The organism is Megasphaera coli, assembly GCF_900095855.1.
Taxonomy (GTDB): domain Bacteria; phylum Bacillota; class Negativicutes; order Veillonellales; family Megasphaeraceae; genus Megasphaera; species Megasphaera massiliensis_A.
On record NZ_FMIY01000002.1, the window covers coordinates 209,455 to 225,662 of the forward strand.

Below are 16,208 nucleotides of genomic sequence, written 5' to 3' on the forward strand. Positions count from 1 at the left end.
AATGGAAGACTGCATTTTTTGCAAAATCATCAACGGCGAAATACCGAGCAGGAAAGTTTATGAAGACGATACTTTTTATGCTTTTGAAGACATTGCGCCTGTGGCACCCGTACATGTACTGGTTATTCCGAAAAAACACGTAAAAAGTATTGCGGCTTTGACGGAAGCGGACGGCGACGTGGCGGGAAAGATGCTCTTTGCCCTCCGGACGGTCGCTGAGAAATTGGGCTTGGCCGAAGACGGTTACCGTGTCGTCTTTAATACAGGCGAAAAGGCGGGACAGACGGTTCATCATATGCACGCGCATATTTTAGGCGGCAAAGAAATGGCTTGGCCGGGAGTATAAGATGGCTGCCCGGAAAGAACGGCCCTTACTCGCGACAATTCGCGTCGTCGCTCTTATCGCCTTGGTCGGCATAATAGCTTTTTTGGCGATTAAAGGGTTATAAGAGAATGAAGAGGAGACGCATAAACAGGTGATCCTTGAAAAATAATACATAACGGCAAGCTTTGGATATTCCCCTGACAGGACCGGCAATTATGTGTCAGGGGAACTTTTTTTCCTGCTCTGTAGATTTTAATCTTTCTTTTAAGCAAATACTCAGAACCGTCCTATATAGTAAAAGCCGTAAGAGGAGGCGCGCGATGTGGACAGGGACAAAATCTTCGGCTTTGTAGGTGAAAAAAAGGCGACGGAACTTTTACAGGCCAAGGGCTATACCGTTTGCTGCGTTAATTACCGCACGGCTGTCGGCGAAATAGATATTGTTGCCAAAGACGGAGATACACTTGTCTTTGTGGAAGTAAAATCGCGGCACTCTCTGGAATACGGTTTGCCTTCCGAGGCGGTTGCTTTTTATAAGCGGCGGAAAATTGTCAGAATTGCCCAAGTGTATTTGGCACAGCACGGTCTTTGGCAATCACCGTGCCGTTTTGATGTGGTGGAAATCTTAAAAAGGGCGGGACGGCCTGTTGCCGTTCGTCATATTATACATGCTTTTACGGCGGAGTGACCTATGTTTGCGCGTATTTTCGGAGCATCCGTTTTGGGGCTGCACGGCCATTTAATTACGGTAGAATCGGATATAGCTAACGGCTTGCCGGCTTTTGATATTGTGGGTCTTGCGACGGTAGCCGTAAAAGAATCGAAGGAGCGTGTTCGCGCAGCCGTGAAAAACAGCGGCTTCGAGTTTCCTATGCGGCGGATTACAGTGAACCTGGCGCCGGCGGACATGAAAAAGGAAGGCGCCGGTCTGGATCTGGCCATAGGCGTCGCCCTCATGGTGTCGAGCGGGCAAATAAGCGGGGAGACCTGTGAAAAGGCGCTGTTTATAGGTGAGCTTTCCCTGGACGGCGGCGTCAGACCGGTAGCAGGTGTCCTCTCCATGGTCCTGGCCGCGGCGGAGCGGGGATTTACGCACGTCTTCGTCAGTCCGGACAATGTGGGTGAAGCTCTCTTGTGCGAAAATATAACTGTATATGAAACGCCCGATTTTTCGGCCCTCATAGAACACTTGCGGGGCGTACGGAAAATTAAGGCCGCCGCCGGCCGCGACAGTACGGCCGATATACCGCAATACAGTGTGGACTACAGCGAAGTTCAGGGACAGGTCATTGCCAAAAGAGCCTTGGAAATCGCTGCCGCCGGCGGGCACAACCTGCTTATGGTCGGTCCGCCGGGTGCGGGAAAATCCATGCTTGCCAAGCGAATTCCGACGATTTTACCGCCCATGAATATAAAAGAGTCCTTGGAAGTGACACAAATTTACAGTGTTGCCGGACTCTTTCACAAGGAAGGGCGCCTTTTGGAACGCCCTTTCCGCAGTCCGCATCACACCATTTCGGCAGCAGGCCTCATTGGCGGCGGTTCCGTACCGAAACCGGGGGAAGTGACGCTCAGCCATAAGGGCGTCCTCTTTCTCGACGAGCTGCCCGAATTTTCCCGCTCCGTCCTGGAAGTACTGCGTCAGCCCTTGGAAGACAGGGTGGTTCACTTGGTACGTGTCAACGCGGCCCTGTCCTATCCGGCCCAATTTATGTTGATCGCCGCCATGAATCCCTGCCCGTGCGGCTATCTGCACGACAAGGACAAGCCTTGTGCCTGCACGTCCGGAGAAATTAGGCGTTATGTGAGAAAAATATCAGGTCCTCTTCTGGACAGAATCGACCTGCATGTAACCGTCGAACGGCCCAAGTATGAAGAGCTTACGTCGCCTGCTCGTCAGGAAGCGTCGAGCACTGTCAGAGACCGTGTACTGGCTGCGGGAGAGCGGCAGGAAAGGCGGCTATACCCGTACGGTATACGCAATAACGGCATGATGGGACATCGCGAAATCAGAGAAACGTGCCGCATTACGGCAGGCGGCGAGAAGCTGCTGCACGATGTTTTTCATAAGCTTAAACTGAGTCCGCGCAGTTATGACCGCCTCATTAAGGTGGCCCGTACGGTTGCGGATTTGGCCGGTGCCGAAGAAATCGGCGAAGAACATATTGCCGAGACCGTCAGCTACAGAGATACGCTGCAGAGGATGTGATGCCGTGAAAGAAGTGGTAAATGGCAATCGGCCGGTATCGCAGGAAGAACGAATATATTTGGCAGCGCTTGCGTCCGTGCACGGCTGGGGGCCGGCGACGATTCGCAAACTTCTGGCCCGTTTCGGCACGGCCGAAGACATTTGGCTGGGGCCGGCGGAGCGCCTGACACTTTCCCCAACCGCCTTGGAAGCGTTCTCGGCGCAGCGCCGTATTTTTGACGGTGAAAAGCTGCTGAGAAATTTAGAAACATACGGTGTAACACTTATTACATGGTACGATGCGGACTATCCCGCTTTGCTGCGGGAGACGTGCAATCCGCCGCCTGTTCTTTACTGGCGCGGGCCGGCACTGCAAAGCGAGAGAACCGTTGCCGTCGTCGGCTCACGCAGGGCCGGACCGTACGGTCTCAATGCAGCCCAACTCATCGGTACGGAGCTTGTACAATTTGAGGCAGTCATTGTCAGCGGCGGTGCCAGAGGCATCGACACGAAAGCTCATGAAGGAGCCCTGCGCGGCGGCGGCAGGACAATTGTCGTCACAGGCTGCGGACAGGACCGGATATATCCGCATGAGAACAGGAAGCTCTTTGAGCGTATTATCGACGGCGGCGGTGCCGTGTGCTCGGAGTTTCCCTTCGGCATAGAGCCGTTGGCACAAAATTTTCCGCGCCGTAATTGCGTTATTGCCGGCTTGTCGCGCTGTACTGTCGTCGTCGAAGCGGATATACGCAGCGGTGCTTTGATTACGGCTGATTTTGCTCTTGAAGAGGGGCGCGACGTCTTTGCCGTTCCGGGCAGTATATTTTCCCGAACTTCGCGCGGTACGAACGGTCTTCTGAGAAACGGTGCCCAAGCTTATACGGCTGCAAGCGACGTGGCTGGCGAATACGGCTGGATAGAGGCGATTGCGCAAGAATCGGGCAGCGCCGCAGCGGCTGTTTCCCTGAGTGACGAGGAAACACGATTATGGGAGATCTTGCGGACTGACGAGGCCGTATCGGCAGAAGAATTGGCAATGCGGACGAATATGGCCGCAGACGCCGTGGCACGACTTCTCCTTTCCCTGCAGCTGAAGGACATTGTGGATATGAAGGGCGGCATGTACATGCGTTCCGCAAAGTCCTGTTTAAAATAGTTATGGCCGGACCGCATAGCCGTATCCCTCGTTGCGGAAATATTTGAAAATAAATAAGAACGGCGTAAACTCCGCATTCCTGCGGTATTATCCGCTTGCAATCTTTTGTTTTTTGCAGTACACTGTATATATCTATATTGCCGTTGACGGCAATTGAAAGATAGGCGGTTAATAAAAGAGGTGCCAAGACAGCACCTCTTTTATTCTAGGTAAAAGGGAACGGATATAAAGAACGTTTGTAGCAGCTATAGTATTACAGTAAAGAGGGATACATATGAAAACTAAACTGTTCGTCTGCCTGTTGGCGGCACTCATGGTTGCGACGTTTCCCGTCGCGGCGAAGGACAAAAATAAAGGTACCGGGACGGTTCTCGAAAACTGGGGCACCGTCTCCGTACCGAACGACCTTTATATGGAAGCGGGGACACAGCCCGTTTTGATTGCGGATACGGCTGATAACGACATGGTCACGGCTCTTGCCCGCGTCTTGCCGGGCAATACGCCGCAGACATATCAGCTCGTAAAGGCCGATCAGGGAGCTTTCCAGTACGGCTATATGCTGCACTACAGATTAAATGCCTACGAAGTACAGACACTTGTCGGCACGAGCAGTAAAGGCACGTCGCTTGCGAGCTCAATTAACGCGGCCCTGCAGGCAAAACTGCCTCGTCAGTACTATCTGACGGAGCCCGTAAAGGCGCAGACCGTGAACGGTACGACCTTCTATACAGGCGCCGTGGAAAAGCGGATTTTCATCAATCAGGCAGACTTCACCGAAACAATCCGTATCATTGTCCGGCAAGGCGATTCCCTTGCGGACGTAGTTCTCGTTTTGGGGCATGACGGTGAAAATGCGGATTTGTTGCCGGCAGTAACACAAATGCTGATACAGGCTAAGAGAGCGAAGAAGTAAAGGAACTTAATTGTTGATTATGCCGAAAGAACGGAGGCGGAGCGTATGATACGATTTGAATGCGATTATTTGGAAGGTGCGGCGCCGCAGATTTTAGCAGCCGTAGAAAAGGCAAACTTTGAACAGAATCCCGGCTATGGTGCGGATCGGCATTGTGAGAATGCGCGTAAGCTGATTAAAGAAGCATGCCGGACTGAAAAAAGCGATGTTCACTTTGTTGTCGGCGGGACGCAGGCGAACCTGACGATTATCGGCGCAGCTCTCAAGAATTACCAAGGCGTGTTGGCACCGGTCACATCCCACATTAACACTCATGAAGCAGGCGCTATTGAGCTTACGGGCCATAAGGTTATGAGTATACACACGCCTGACGGCAAGCTGCGGCCCGAAGACATTGAAAAGCAGTGCCGCATTTACGCGGACGATACCCATCAAACGCACATTGTCCAACCGGGCATGGTCTACATTTCCCAGACGACGGAAGTGGGTACCCTTTATTCCAGGGCGGAAGTGGGCGAGCTTTACAAGGCCTGCAAGAAGTACGGGATCCTTCTCTTCATCGACGGAGCCCGTCTGGGCTATGCCGTTACGGCACCCGGCAATGACCTTATGCTGGAAGACGTGGCGCAGTACTGCGACGTTTTTACCGTCGGCGGTACGAAACAGGGTGCTCTTTTCGGCGAAGCCGTCGTTATACAGGACGAAACATTAAAACGGGAATTTCCGTATCATGTCAAACAGCGCGGCGCCCTCCTCGCCAAGGGGTGGCTCTTGGGCATACAGTATGAGACGCTTTTTACGGACGGCCTCTATTTGAAGCTCGCAAAACACGCTGCCGACCTTGCGGTTAAACTTCATCAGGGATTCAAAGACGCAGGCTTTGCCTTCCTCTATGACCATGAGACAAATCAGCAGCTGCCCGTTTTTACAAAAGAGCAGTTTAAAAAATTGAGCGAAACGTATAGTTTCGACCACTTTGCCGACGTGGAAGACGGAAAGATTGCGACGCGCTTCTGCACGTCCTGGGCGACAAAAGAAGAAGATGTGGAACAGCTTTTGGCTGCTGTCCGTGAACTGTAAATATTATCGTAAGGGCACTCGACGAGGGTGCTCTTTTTCTTTTTATCGAATATTTTATGGCAATCAAGAGATACATGATGAAGAAAAAATGCAGCTTATATAACCGGACATAGTGGGACTGTTCCGAGGTTTCCGATTGCTGTGACTGACCGGAAATCAGTAATAGGGGCTATTTATTTTTACAATGTTTGTATGTTATAATTGATTTATAAACTTTATAACGTATTATGGAGGTGAAGATATGTTGACAGAACGAATTCAGGCGGCAAAGGACAATTATATAAACAGTAAGCCTCATATTTCGTATGAACGGGCGAGGATCTGGACGGAGGCGTATAAAAAGACGGAAGGGGAATCTCCGATCATACGCAGGGCCAAGGCTTTTAAATCCGTTTGCGAGCAGTTGGTTGTCACGATCTTTCCCGGCGAACTGATCGTTGGTGCTGTAGGTGAATTCCGCAAATGCGGCATTCTGACGCCCGAGTTTTCCTGGACATGGGTAGATGAGGAAATGGATACCTTTTCCGAACGTGTACAAGATCCTTATGAGATGACGGAAGAACAGCGGCGATTCGTACGGAAGCATATCTTTCCGTATTGGAAAGGACGCTCTCTGGAAGAGGCATACTTGGCACAGCTGCCTAAAGAGATTGCCAAAGTCGCCGTAGATACCGGAATTATCGACATTGACTCAAAGTGGCGGCAGTCTGTCGGTGAAATTACGCCGGATTATGAAGACGGCCTGTTTCCTAAAGGATTCCGGGGTATTATTGAGGAATGTAAAGCAAAAAAACGTATGCTGCATCTTTCTCGGCCGGGAGATCGGGAGAAAACGGAATTTTATGATTCGGTCATTTCAGTAAGTGAAGGATTAATCATATTGGCCCGCCGCTATGCCGACAAGGCGGACTCACTGGCGAGAAGTGAAAAGGACACGATTCGCAAGGGTGAATTAAAGGAAATTGCCCGTACTTGCCGTCATGTTCCCGAATTTCCTCCGAAGTCGTTCCGGGAAGCGTTGCAGATGATCTGGTTTTACCAGCTTGGCGGTATTTTGATGGAAAATCCGTTATCCTTAAATCCCGGACGGTTTGATCAGTATATGTATCCGTATTATCAGTATGATATAAAACATAAGCTTCATGATGACGAGGGAATCCTGGAACTGATCGAATGTTATTGGTTGAAATTATCTGAATGGGTCTGGACTATTTCCGCCAATACGGCAGATTTTTTCGCCGGGTACAACCAGTTTCAGAATCTCACTGTCGGAGGCAGCGACCGGAACGGGAAGGATGCTACGAATGAGCTCAGCTACTTGGCCTTAAAGGCAACATCGGAAGTAAAGACGCATCAGCCGGGGCTTTCCGTACGAATTTCAGGGGACAGCCCGCGCAAGTTCATTGACGCCGTCATGGAATTGGTTGCGCAGGGAACCGGATTTCCTGCCATTCACAGTGACAAAACCGGTTATCGCATGCTGAAGAATTTGGGCTATGAAACGGCAGACGCCCGTGACTGGAATAATTGCGGCTGTGTTGTACCTCATTTTCGTAAGACCTTTGAATGGACCAGTACGGTCAACGTCAATTTCAGCAGTGCGTTGGAATATGCAACTAACGGCGGTAAAAGCCGTCTTACAGGGAAACGGATGGGCCTGGCTTTGAAACGCACGCGTAAATTTAAAAACTATGAAGAAATTGAGGATACATTTTTCAAACAATTCGATAATTTGATTGCCATCTCCGTTGCCGGTACCCTGGTTGCTCAAAAATTACAGAAAATGATGATTCCGCGGCCTCTTTTTTCGGCTTTATTCGGTGAGTGTCTGGAAAGCGGCAGGGACTTGGTAGATGGAGGAGCAAAATATAATATAGGACCGGTGCTTACCGGAATCGGTTTGGCGGAAACGGCGAACAGCCTGGCTGCAATCAAACAGCTTGTCTATGTTGATAAGGTTTGCACTGCAGATGAATTGTTGAACGCCCTGGATCAAAATTGGGCAGGGTATGAAAAGCTGCGGGCTTTAGCTATCAAAGCTCCTAAATACGGTAACGACGATAATTTTGTTGATGATATTGCACGCAAGATTGCCAATCATTTTTATGAAGAGACCCGGAAATATACGGATATTTACGGCAGTCGATTTACAAGTGCCTTTATGGGAATTTCCAATTTCATTCCTACAGGCCGGGTTATCGGTGCTACCGCCTGCGGCAGAAAGGCGGGAGAGCCGATTTCGGAAGGTGTTTCTCCCGTTGCGGGGACAGATATTTCTACGCCTTTGGCTGCCATGAGATCGGCGGCAAAAATGAATCAGGATATTCATTCCGGCGGTACTTTGCTGAATATTCGCCTTGGTCATGAACTGGTCGGCACTAAACGGGGACGCAGTAATCTTGCCGCTGCCGTCCTGGCGTTCTTCGATATGGGAGCTTTTCATGTCCAGTTCAACACGTTATCTACGGAAACGCTCCTGGACGCACAGGTACATCCCGAAAACTACAGAGATTTGTTGGTCCGGGTAGCCGGTTACAGTACACAGTTTGTACACCTGTCTAAAATTCTGCAGGATTCAATCATCCGCAGGAGTGTACATGATGGACTCTAAAGGGAAAATCCTTCAGCTGCAGCATTATTCCGTGAATGACGGGGACGGTATCCGTACAGTCATTTTTTTTGCCGGATGCCCGCTTCGCTGTAAATGGTGTGCGAATCCGGAAGGGTACAGTCTGAAAAACCGGATCCTGTACGATTCTTCGAGGTGTCTTGCCTGTAATGCGTGCAGTGCCGTTTGTCCTGACCGTCTCTCCTATGATCTGGATAAAGAACAAGCCGGAAGGGACTGCAGCGGATGCGGTATGTGTGTGACAGCCTGTCCGACAGGGGCTCGAAGAAACAGTCTGTACGAGGTGACTGTTGAAGAAACAATATCTTTCTTGGAATCGCAAGTCATATTTTTTGAACAATCCGGCGGCGGCGTGACTTATTCCGGCGGCGAGTGTACCTTCCAGACGGAATTTCTTTGTGCATTGTCACGGAAACTGTACGATATGGGCATAAGCCAGGTAATGGAGACAAGCGGATATTTTGACTTGGATACGGTTCGGCCCGTATTGGAACGGATGGACCTGCTGTTCATAGATATCAAGTTGATGGACAGGGAAAAACACAAGTATTATACGGGCGTAGATAATGCTTCTATTTTGGAAAATATCAAACTGCTCGGTGCGGCAGGAAAACGGATCGTCATCCGTATTCCCTTGATTATGGGAGTGAACGGGGACGATTCCAATATCAGGAAAAGTGCGGCTTTTGTCAGGCAACATCTTCCGAATCCCCAAATAGAATTGTTGCCGTACCATGAATATGGAGCAGATAAATACCGGCAATTAGGGATCCTATATAAAAATGACGGGTTTCGCTCTCCCACACCGGAAGAGGTGAAAAAAGCAGAGGATATAATACATTCGGAAGATGTAAAAATAGTGTCATATAAATGAAAAAAGAGAGCAGTTTCGTGTTAACGGACGAGACTGCTCTCTTTTTGCTTTCAGTATTTCATGAGATTGTGGAAAATGACGTCTTCCTCCGTTTCGTTGGCATAAGCATGTCGGATGTTACAGGGGAAATTTATTTTCGCCGGCGCCGCGAGTTTGAAAACCTTATTTTCTAAGGTCAATGTCAATACACCCTTTGTTACTACAATATATTCTTCCACCGTTTCGCGATGCGGTTCCGAATGATGCGTTGTATTAGGCTTAAGGATAATATAAAAGTATTCAAAACCGCGAATCGGAGAAAAAGGAAAAATATTGTACAGCAGCATTGAGCGGTTTTCATTATACACAGGCTGTATATCCGTCGTAATATGCGCCGGTTCATAGTCGTGTTCCGGCTCGTTAAGAAGGGTAGAAAAAGATAACTGCAGCCCTTTGGCGATTTTCCAAAGAACCGAAATAGTCGGAACCGAAACGCCCCGTTCGATTTGACCGAGCATCGTTTTGCTTACGCCGGTCAGTTCAGCAGTATTATCCAAGGTTAAAGCACGTTCGCGGCGTATTTTCTTTAATACTTTGCCTATTTCAGTAATAGGATCATATGTATCTTTATCATACTTCATCGTGATCTCTTCTCGTCTCCTCTTCCGGCTGCGGTATGGCTCCGCGGGGTGTCCGGTTTCTTTCCGACGCCATCTTATATGGACGAATTATAACATATTGTTTCAGAAACCGCAAAAATAAGCAATTTCTCTTTTTAGGCATAGAAAAAAGGATATTCCTGCCGGAATCGATGCTCAATGGCCCCGATCATACGTCCGAATGCAGCGGCGGTGATATATCCTTTCTGCCGTTCAGTATGCGCAAGAACACAGCTCTTTGCAAGAGAAATACGGATAGTTTTTAAACGGATTCTGGGGTATAATCAAAATATACAGGCTTTAAACCTTAAAGGAACGGGAATACAGATGAATCTTGATGCATGCCGCAATGAAATCGACAAAATAGATGAGAAAATAACAGCCCTTCTCGAAGCACGGCTGCAGGTCGTCGCAGCCGTGGCCGCTTATAAGGAAACAAACCACCTGGCCGTTCATGACGGCGTGCGGGAAGCGGCGATCCTCGCAAAGGTGGCCGAACGGGCTGCCGACAAGGAAACGGTGCCGTTTATCCGGCATATATACGAGGCTATTATGGATGAGAGCAAGGCGTACGAGCGCGTGAAAATGAAGAGGGATTGATATGGCGGAGACGGAACAACTGGAAGGCATAGTGGAGCGCATTCTCTTTGAGTCGCCCGATTCGGATTACGTCGTCTTTCGCATAAAGAGGGATGACGGCGGGATGACGCTTACCGTTACGGGAAACGGTGTCAAGCCTTTTGTGGGTGATCGCCTCGCAGTAAACGGCCGCACGGTTACGCATAAGAAATACGGCCGCCAGTTTGCGGCGGAACGGTGGCGGCGCCGCCTTCCGGATACGCTCGAAGGAATGGAACACTTCCTCGGCTCCGGAGCAATCGACGGGGTGGGGCCCGCCTTGGCCCATCGCCTGGTACGCGCCTTCGGTACGGATACCATGCACATTTTGACGGAAGAACCGCAGCGCCTCCTCGAGGTGGACGGAATCGGTGAGAAGAAGCTGGCCACCATTACGGCCTCCGTGCAATCGGAGCGGCAAGTAAATGAATTGGCACTTTTACTGGAGACTCACCACATCTCCGGCCGCTATGCAAAGCGCCTTCTTGCCAAGTATGAAAGCGACGCGGCCTACGTTTTGGAGCAGGAGCCGTATCGGCTTATCGGTGAAATTGATGGTATCGGCTTTAAGACGGCCGATCAGATTGCCCTTGCTTTCGGCACGGAGCCTTTGGCGGCGGAACGGCTGGCCGCCGGTTTGCAATATGTCCTGCGCGATATGACCGCAAACGGCCACGTCTGCATTCCCGAAGATGAGCTCATCGGCCGTGCTGCTGCCATGCTGCACGTCGAGACACTCACCCTGCGGGAAGTCCTGGCGGAGAGTGTTGTGACGGGACAGCTCGTGGCCGAAGACTACGGCAGTCTTACGTACGTCTATACGGCAGACGCCTATGAGGCGGAACTGCGCGTTGCCGGACGGATACGTGATATGGCCCGTATGGCGCCGCTGAAACTGCGCTCCCACGTGGAACTCTTTCTCAGCCGCCAGGAGGGGACACATCGCATCAAGTTGGCGGACAGGCAGCGTGAAGCCGTGGAACAGTCGCTGCAGTCGGGATTTTCCGTCATTACGGGCGGGCCGGGCACGGGGAAGACAACGGTTGTGCGCACCGTTATTCGCCTGGCCGAGCAGGAAGGGCTGCGCATTATCCTCTGCGCACCGACGGGACGGGCGGCCAAACGCCTGGCGGAAACGACGGAGCGGGATGCGAAGACCATTCATCGCCTTCTCGTGCCTGCAGGCTACGTCGGTACGAAACAGGTTTTTGAGTATACGGAAGAAAATCCGCTCAAAGCGGATCTTATCATTGTGGACGAAGTGTCCATGCTCGATCTGGAATTGACGGACAGCCTTTTACAGGCCCTCGACTCAAAGTGCCGCTGCGTCTTTGTAGGCGATGCGGACCAGCTTGCCTCCGTCGGTGCCGGTGCCGTCTTACACGACATTATTGCCTCCGGGGCGGTGCCGGTCGTGCGGCTCGACACCATATTTCGGCAGGAAGAGGGCGGCGTCATCGTTACCAATGCCCATCGTATCAACTGCGGCGCCATGCCCGTTGTCAGCACGGACGGTGAGTTTCGCTTCATTGAAATCGGTGACGACGAAGAAGGCGCGCAGCGCATTGCCGACGTGTACAAAAAGGAACAGGAACGGGCACGGGGCAATATGTTCGCCGTCCAGGTCCTGTCTCCCATGTATCGTCAGATTTGCGGTGTCGATTCTTTAAATGAAATCATACAGGCACAAATGAATCCGCCTGTCCCCGGCAAGAGCGAGTATACGAGCGGTGACCTTCATTTTCGTGTGGGCGATAAGGTCATGCAGAAGCAAAATAACTATGAGAAAGGCGTCTTTAACGGTGATTTGGGCGAGATATTCGCCGTAGGAGAAGATTTCGTCTTCGTTCGTTATGCCGAGCAGGACGTAAAATACGAGGGTGCCGATATAAAAGAAATAACCTTGGCCTATGCCGTAACGGTGCACAAGAGCCAGGGCAGCGAATACGAAACGGTCATTATCGTCCTCGTCGACGGACATGCCGTCATGCTGCAGCGCAATTTACTGTATACTGCCGTGACGCGCGCCAAAAAGCAGGTCATTCTCATGGGCACAAAACGGGCTTTGCGCCTTGCCGTGGAGAACAGGCGCGCCGCTGTAAGGCATACGCTCTTGACACAGCGGCTGAGAGGGGAAGAAATATGTTGAAGCGGTTGGGGGAACTGTGGAAAAATATTATATATCCGCCCCGCTGTCCCGGCTGCGGATCGTCCGTTGCGGTGCACGGAGAATGGTGCAGTCCCTGTGCTGCAAAGCTCTTTCATTTTCGTATGCTGAACGGCAGTCGTAAGCGGCTCGGCCTTGACGGCTGTTACGCCCTCGCCGATTACGACGGCGCCGTGCGTCGTGCCGTCAGCCGCTTGAAATATCACGGCAAACTGCATTACGGTGACGCTTTTTTCTATATGCTCGAATGTTTCCCGTGGCCCGAACGGTTGACGGCGTGTGATGTGATCGTTCCCGTGCCCCTCTATCCGGCAAAGGAAAAGAAGCGCGGCTTCAATCAAAATGACATCATCTTTAAGCCTTGGGCCGAGTCGCACGGACTCGTATGGATGCCTGCACTGCAGCGCGTCCGTCCGACGGCATCCCAATGGAGTCTGCAAAAGGCGGAGCGGCAGGAAAATATAAAGCGGGCCTTTGCCTGCCAACACTCCTTCGGGCGTATGGCCGAGCATATACTTCTCGTCGACGATATTTACACGACCGGCGTGACAATGCAAACCTGTGCGGCCATCCTGAAGCGAAAAGGGGCCCAAACCGTGACGGGCCTCGTCATCGCCAGCTCGGCGCCATAGGGGAAAAGGCCGGCCTTTCGTTCAAAAGATGTTTAGCAGAAATACATGGAAGGGAAGCGAAGATGGGAAAAGAGGCATTTCGGTGGAATGGGAATTTATACGCTGCGGCCAATAAGGTACAAGCTGAAGTGGGAGAACGACTGATAAGCAGGACCCCTTTTAGTGAGGCTGCTCTTGTTTTGGATGTCGGCTGCGGAAGCGGAAATCTGACGTTTAAAATCGGAGCAAAGGTACCGAAGGGAAGGGTCACGGCTATCGACCTTTCAGAGTCAATGATCCGAAAGTGTAAGTCGGAACTTGCAGTATATCATATGCAAAATGTTGAATTTGAAGTACGCGGAATCCATGAAATTACTGATGAAGATATTTTTGATATAGTTTTTTCCAATTCGGTCCTTCATTGGATAACGGATATACAGGATGCAATCGACAGATTCTATAGAGCCTTGAAAAGCAAGGGCGTTCTCAGTGTTCAATTTCCGCTGCTCAATGCCGGTCATCCCCTTATTGCCTATGCAGAGCGTGCAATCAAAGAGTTAGGTGTACAGGAGTATTACAAAAATTGGCGGTTCCCATGGTATGTTCCGAAAAGTGCGGCTTCTTTTTCTCGTGTATTGACACAAGCCGGATTTATGGATGTCCGTGTTATACCGGAATCAAACCGGTGTGTATTTGATTCGCCTGAAGAGGTATACCGGCATTTTATTTCGGTTGGATTGGAATTATATGCCGCCCGGTTTCCCGGTGAAATGAGGGATATGTTTATGGACTCGGTGAAGCAAAACATCCAACGTGATTTTCCGCAAGCCGTTACGTTAAAATATGAGCGGTTGTTTGCTTCAGGAAAAAAATGACACAGTGCTTCAATTTCAATAAATAATGACAGATCTCTGAATAGACAACACAGAGGGGCTGTAACAGAATAACTGAAAAACGTCATTCTGTTACAGCCCCCATCGGGAGTTACCCCAACATTTGCAAAAGAGCTTAAAAAAAGACCCGACGCATCGAGTCTTTTTAGGGCTTAGTCCGAAGACACGAGCCACTTTCTCCAATATTATTGTAGCAAATCAGCCAAAAGAAAGCAAGAAAATTATAGTCATGATTTTGTGAGGAATACTTTTAATGATTCCATATTCTGTCGTGTCCCTGAGCCAAGAATTTGATTCCAAACAGAGACCGAAATTTGTTGTCGTAACAGCTCTTTACTGGTATTATATCTGGATATCAGTTGTTTACATTCCGTCTTTGTTACCTGCATTTTTCTTAATACATAGAGAATAAGAATGATATAGGCATCAATATATTGAAAATCTATTTGCTGAACGGAGGTTTCTCTTTGCAAGAGATTGATAAGACGCGGGCTTATTCGATTAGAACGAAAACGGGCATCAAAGATTACATTATTATGGGCGATGGCATTTCGGAGATCCTTGATAGTAAAAATAATATCTTTAGTCAGCTTACCATCCGCATCCAAATTTGACGGTAGACCTAATAATTTGGATGTATATAGCTTAACATCTTTGTTGCAACACCAAAAAAAGGTACCAAAATCTCCAAGTGTCATGGACTCGAATATAGCCCAGATAGGAATTTCCCGGTCTTTATTAAAGAAGTGATTAACAATTTGATTACGTTGATTATAGTCACGCTTCAGTGTGCTGTTAATAGAGCCGCGTAACGATATTCGTTTAGTGAAAAAACGTTTATATTCCTGACTGCCTGCTGCAAATGTTTTATAATAGGTCAACGAATGATTAAAGATATCATTGATATTTTCAGATTTGCTGTCGGCAAGGATGGCCTCAATTACGTAGCTTTTGAGTGCTGTCTCAATAAACATGACCTTTGAATACAGTAATGATTTCAAATGCATATCAAAATTGTTTATAGCAAGGAGTTCATCAAAAGTTCGAAATGGTATCTTGTTTTGTGGGGTACGGATGAAACGATATCCTTTGTATCCATGATAGTAGCCAAGATTTCGTAGAGCATGAACCTGACTGCTTTTTATGGATATTTTATGAGTATTGCGCAAGTAGCGCATCATTTGTCTTATGGTTAACATCGGTATAAATCCTCTCGGTTTTCTTTTATTATAGCATTTGAGATAGGGGATGAATAGAATAATAAAGGATATAGCACAAATGGCGGTGGGATAAAATCTCTGCTTCCCTTTTGCCTGTGACCACCGCCCCCTCAAATGTGAAAAATGCGAAATTCATAAAGGGAGATATCACGCAGATTTTGAATTGAATACTCCATAGCTCCAGGCATCATACCCGGGGCTTATTTTTTCGCCTGAGAGAAGGAAATATTTTTATGAATGATTGCGGAGACAGCAGATAAAAACTGGGTTGTAGGATCCGAAAATCATAACCACCAGTAGAACTGGTGGTTTGCTCTGACCCTATAAGGGTCTATCTCTTGTGGTAGCACCAAATGGTGCACTGAATAAAATCCGGCAATCACATCACTGTTACTGGCAGCCCCCTACTCGGGGGCTCTTTCTTTGCCTACTTATGTACTCTTCTTACCCGTAAACGGGTCTACATACTCTTTGAAATCCAACGTGTCCTGTGCTATATCTTCCTGTAGTTGTTGTCGGATATAGGTTTTTATCGCACCTTCGTATTTTCCTACCGTGTCCACATAGTACCCCCGACACCAGAAATGTCTATTGCCATACTTATATTTTAAGTTTGCATGTTTATCAAATATCATTAAACTGCTCTTACTTTTTAGATATCCCATGAAACCGGATACACTTAGATGTGGTGGTATTGTCACCAGCATGTGGATATGATCCGGACAACATTCTGCTTCCAGTATTTCTACGTGCTTCCGGGTGCACAACTCCCGCAATATTTTTCCTATATCCACCTTTATGGTCCCATATATAGCTTGTCTTCTATATTTGGGCGCAAATACGATATGGTATTTGCATCTCCATTTACTGTGTGATAAGCTTTGTACGTCATTCAT

At 49.1% G+C, this 16,208-nt stretch carries 15 protein-coding genes; 12 read left to right on the plus strand and 3 right to left on the minus strand.

The genetic code is table 11. The annotated features are described in order from the left end of the window. Nucleotide 1: 1 nt before the first annotated feature. The 8 genes from BQ2674_RS01420 (at nucleotide 2) to BQ2674_RS01455 (ending at nucleotide 9,165) form a co-directional block, all read left to right on the plus strand. A complete protein-coding gene (locus BQ2674_RS01420) occupies nucleotides 2-346 on the plus strand; it encodes a histidine triad nucleotide-binding protein (RefSeq protein WP_075572093.1) in 345 nt (114 codons plus the stop codon). A gap of 301 nt (nucleotides 347-647) precedes the next feature. Beyond that, nucleotides 648-1,013, plus strand: a complete 366-nt coding sequence (locus tag BQ2674_RS01425) for a YraN family protein (protein ID WP_075572094.1) — start codon at nucleotides 648-650, stop codon at nucleotides 1,011-1,013. A gap of 3 nt (nucleotides 1,014-1,016) precedes the next feature. Continuing rightward, nucleotides 1,017-2,534, plus strand: a complete 1,518-nt coding sequence (locus tag BQ2674_RS01430) for a YifB family Mg chelatase-like AAA ATPase (RefSeq protein ID WP_075572095.1) — start codon at nucleotides 1,017-1,019, stop codon at nucleotides 2,532-2,534. A gap of 4 nt (nucleotides 2,535-2,538) precedes the next feature. Further along, on the plus strand, nucleotides 2,539-3,669 hold the full coding sequence (gene dprA / locus BQ2674_RS01435) for a DNA-processing protein DprA (RefSeq protein WP_159427195.1): 1,131 nt from the start codon (nucleotides 2,539-2,541) through the stop codon (nucleotides 3,667-3,669). A 274-nt stretch (nucleotides 3,670-3,943) separates the two neighbouring features. Continuing rightward, nucleotides 3,944-4,582 carry a hypothetical protein gene (locus tag BQ2674_RS01440; RefSeq protein WP_075572096.1) on the plus strand — a complete coding sequence of 213 codons (639 nt, stop codon included), beginning with the start codon at nucleotides 3,944-3,946 and terminating at the stop codon, nucleotides 4,580-4,582. Nucleotides 4,583-4,627: 45 nt separating this feature from the next. Beyond that, nucleotides 4,628-5,662, plus strand: a complete 1,035-nt coding sequence (locus BQ2674_RS01445; RefSeq protein WP_075572097.1) for a threonine aldolase family protein — start codon at nucleotides 4,628-4,630, stop codon at nucleotides 5,660-5,662. Between the two features lie 241 nt (nucleotides 5,663-5,903). Beyond that, nucleotides 5,904-8,273, plus strand: coding sequence for a glycyl radical protein (locus BQ2674_RS01450; protein ID WP_075572098.1), 2,370 nt, complete (start codon nucleotides 5,904-5,906; stop codon nucleotides 8,271-8,273). After that, a complete protein-coding gene (locus tag BQ2674_RS01455) occupies nucleotides 8,260-9,165 on the plus strand; it encodes a glycyl-radical enzyme activating protein (protein WP_083222284.1) in 906 nt (301 codons plus the stop codon). The genes BQ2674_RS01450 and BQ2674_RS01455 overlap by 14 nt, the downstream gene beginning before the upstream one ends. 50 nt (nucleotides 9,166-9,215) lie before the next feature. Here BQ2674_RS01455 and BQ2674_RS01460 read toward each other — a convergent pair whose 3' ends face one another. After that, nucleotides 9,216-9,785 carry a helix-turn-helix domain-containing protein gene (locus BQ2674_RS01460; protein ID WP_075572100.1) on the minus strand — a complete coding sequence of 190 codons (570 nt, stop codon included), beginning with the start codon at nucleotides 9,783-9,785 and terminating at the stop codon, nucleotides 9,216-9,218. Between the two features lie 345 nt (nucleotides 9,786-10,130). Between BQ2674_RS01460 and BQ2674_RS01470 the strand changes: the two genes are divergently transcribed. The 4 genes from BQ2674_RS01470 (at nucleotide 10,131) to BQ2674_RS01485 (ending at nucleotide 14,074) form a co-directional block, all read left to right on the plus strand. Then, a complete protein-coding gene (locus tag BQ2674_RS01470; RefSeq protein WP_075572102.1) occupies nucleotides 10,131-10,403 on the plus strand; it encodes a chorismate mutase in 273 nt (90 codons plus the stop codon). 1 nt (nucleotide 10,404) lies between these two features. After that, nucleotides 10,405-12,570 (plus strand): SF1B family DNA helicase RecD2, encoded by a 2,166-nt coding sequence (gene recD2 / locus BQ2674_RS01475; RefSeq protein ID WP_075572103.1) that lies wholly within the window; start codon nucleotides 10,405-10,407, stop codon nucleotides 12,568-12,570. Then, the gene (locus BQ2674_RS01480; RefSeq protein ID WP_075572104.1) at nucleotides 12,564-13,220 is read left to right on the plus strand and encodes a ComF family protein; all 657 of its coding nucleotides are present in this window, start codon (nucleotides 12,564-12,566) and stop codon (nucleotides 13,218-13,220) included. Before recD2 ends, BQ2674_RS01480 begins: the two co-directional genes overlap by 7 nt. Nucleotides 13,221-13,282: 62 nt before the next feature. Then, on the plus strand, nucleotides 13,283-14,074 hold the full coding sequence (locus tag BQ2674_RS01485; protein WP_075572105.1) for a class I SAM-dependent methyltransferase: 792 nt from the start codon (nucleotides 13,283-13,285) through the stop codon (nucleotides 14,072-14,074). A gap of 245 nt (nucleotides 14,075-14,319) precedes the next feature. On the opposite strand, the gene BQ2674_RS01490 is transcribed toward BQ2674_RS01485, so the two are convergent. Together BQ2674_RS01490 and tnpA are read right to left on the minus strand one after the other, a co-directional pair. Then, complete coding sequence (locus BQ2674_RS01490; RefSeq protein ID WP_075572106.1) at nucleotides 14,320-15,291, minus strand: Abi family protein; 972 nt, start codon at nucleotides 15,289-15,291, stop codon at nucleotides 14,320-14,322. 452 nt (nucleotides 15,292-15,743) lie between these two features. After that, entirely contained in the window at nucleotides 15,744-16,208 is a 465-nt protein-coding gene (gene tnpA / locus BQ2674_RS01495) for an IS200/IS605 family transposase (RefSeq protein ID WP_075572107.1), read from the minus strand.

What these genes read in the sequence shown, in the direction of transcription:
- BQ2674_RS01420 (WP_075572093.1), top strand. Translation starts at nt 2, where the DNA reads ATGGAAGACTGCATTTTTTGCAAAATCATCAACGGCGAAATACCGAGC.
- BQ2674_RS01430 (WP_075572095.1), top strand. Translation starts at nt 1,017, where the DNA reads ATGTTTGCGCGTATTTTCGGAGCATCCGTTTTGGGGCTGCACGGCCAT.
- BQ2674_RS01440 (WP_075572096.1), top strand. Translation starts at nt 3,944, where the DNA reads ATGAAAACTAAACTGTTCGTCTGCCTGTTGGCGGCACTCATGGTTGCG.
- BQ2674_RS01445 (WP_075572097.1), top strand. Translation starts at nt 4,628, where the DNA reads ATGATACGATTTGAATGCGATTATTTGGAAGGTGCGGCGCCGCAGATT.
- BQ2674_RS01450 (WP_075572098.1), top strand. Translation starts at nt 5,904, where the DNA reads ATGTTGACAGAACGAATTCAGGCGGCAAAGGACAATTATATAAACAGT.
- BQ2674_RS01455 (WP_083222284.1), top strand. Translation starts at nt 8,260, where the DNA reads ATGATGGACTCTAAAGGGAAAATCCTTCAGCTGCAGCATTATTCCGTG.
- BQ2674_RS01460 (WP_075572100.1), bottom strand. Translation starts at nt 9,785, where the DNA reads ATGAAGTATGATAAAGATACATATGATCCTATTACTGAAATAGGCAAA.
- BQ2674_RS01470 (WP_075572102.1), top strand. Translation starts at nt 10,131, where the DNA reads ATGAATCTTGATGCATGCCGCAATGAAATCGACAAAATAGATGAGAAA.
- recD2 (WP_075572103.1), top strand. Translation starts at nt 10,405, where the DNA reads ATGGCGGAGACGGAACAACTGGAAGGCATAGTGGAGCGCATTCTCTTT.
- BQ2674_RS01480 (WP_075572104.1), top strand. Translation starts at nt 12,564, where the DNA reads ATGTTGAAGCGGTTGGGGGAACTGTGGAAAAATATTATATATCCGCCC.
- BQ2674_RS01485 (WP_075572105.1), top strand. Translation starts at nt 13,283, where the DNA reads ATGGGAAAAGAGGCATTTCGGTGGAATGGGAATTTATACGCTGCGGCC.
- BQ2674_RS01490 (WP_075572106.1), bottom strand. Translation starts at nt 15,291, where the DNA reads ATGTTAACCATAAGACAAATGATGCGCTACTTGCGCAATACTCATAAA.
- tnpA (WP_075572107.1), bottom strand. Translation starts at nt 16,208, where the DNA reads ATGAATGACGTACAAAGCTTATCACACAGTAAATGGAGATGCAAATAC.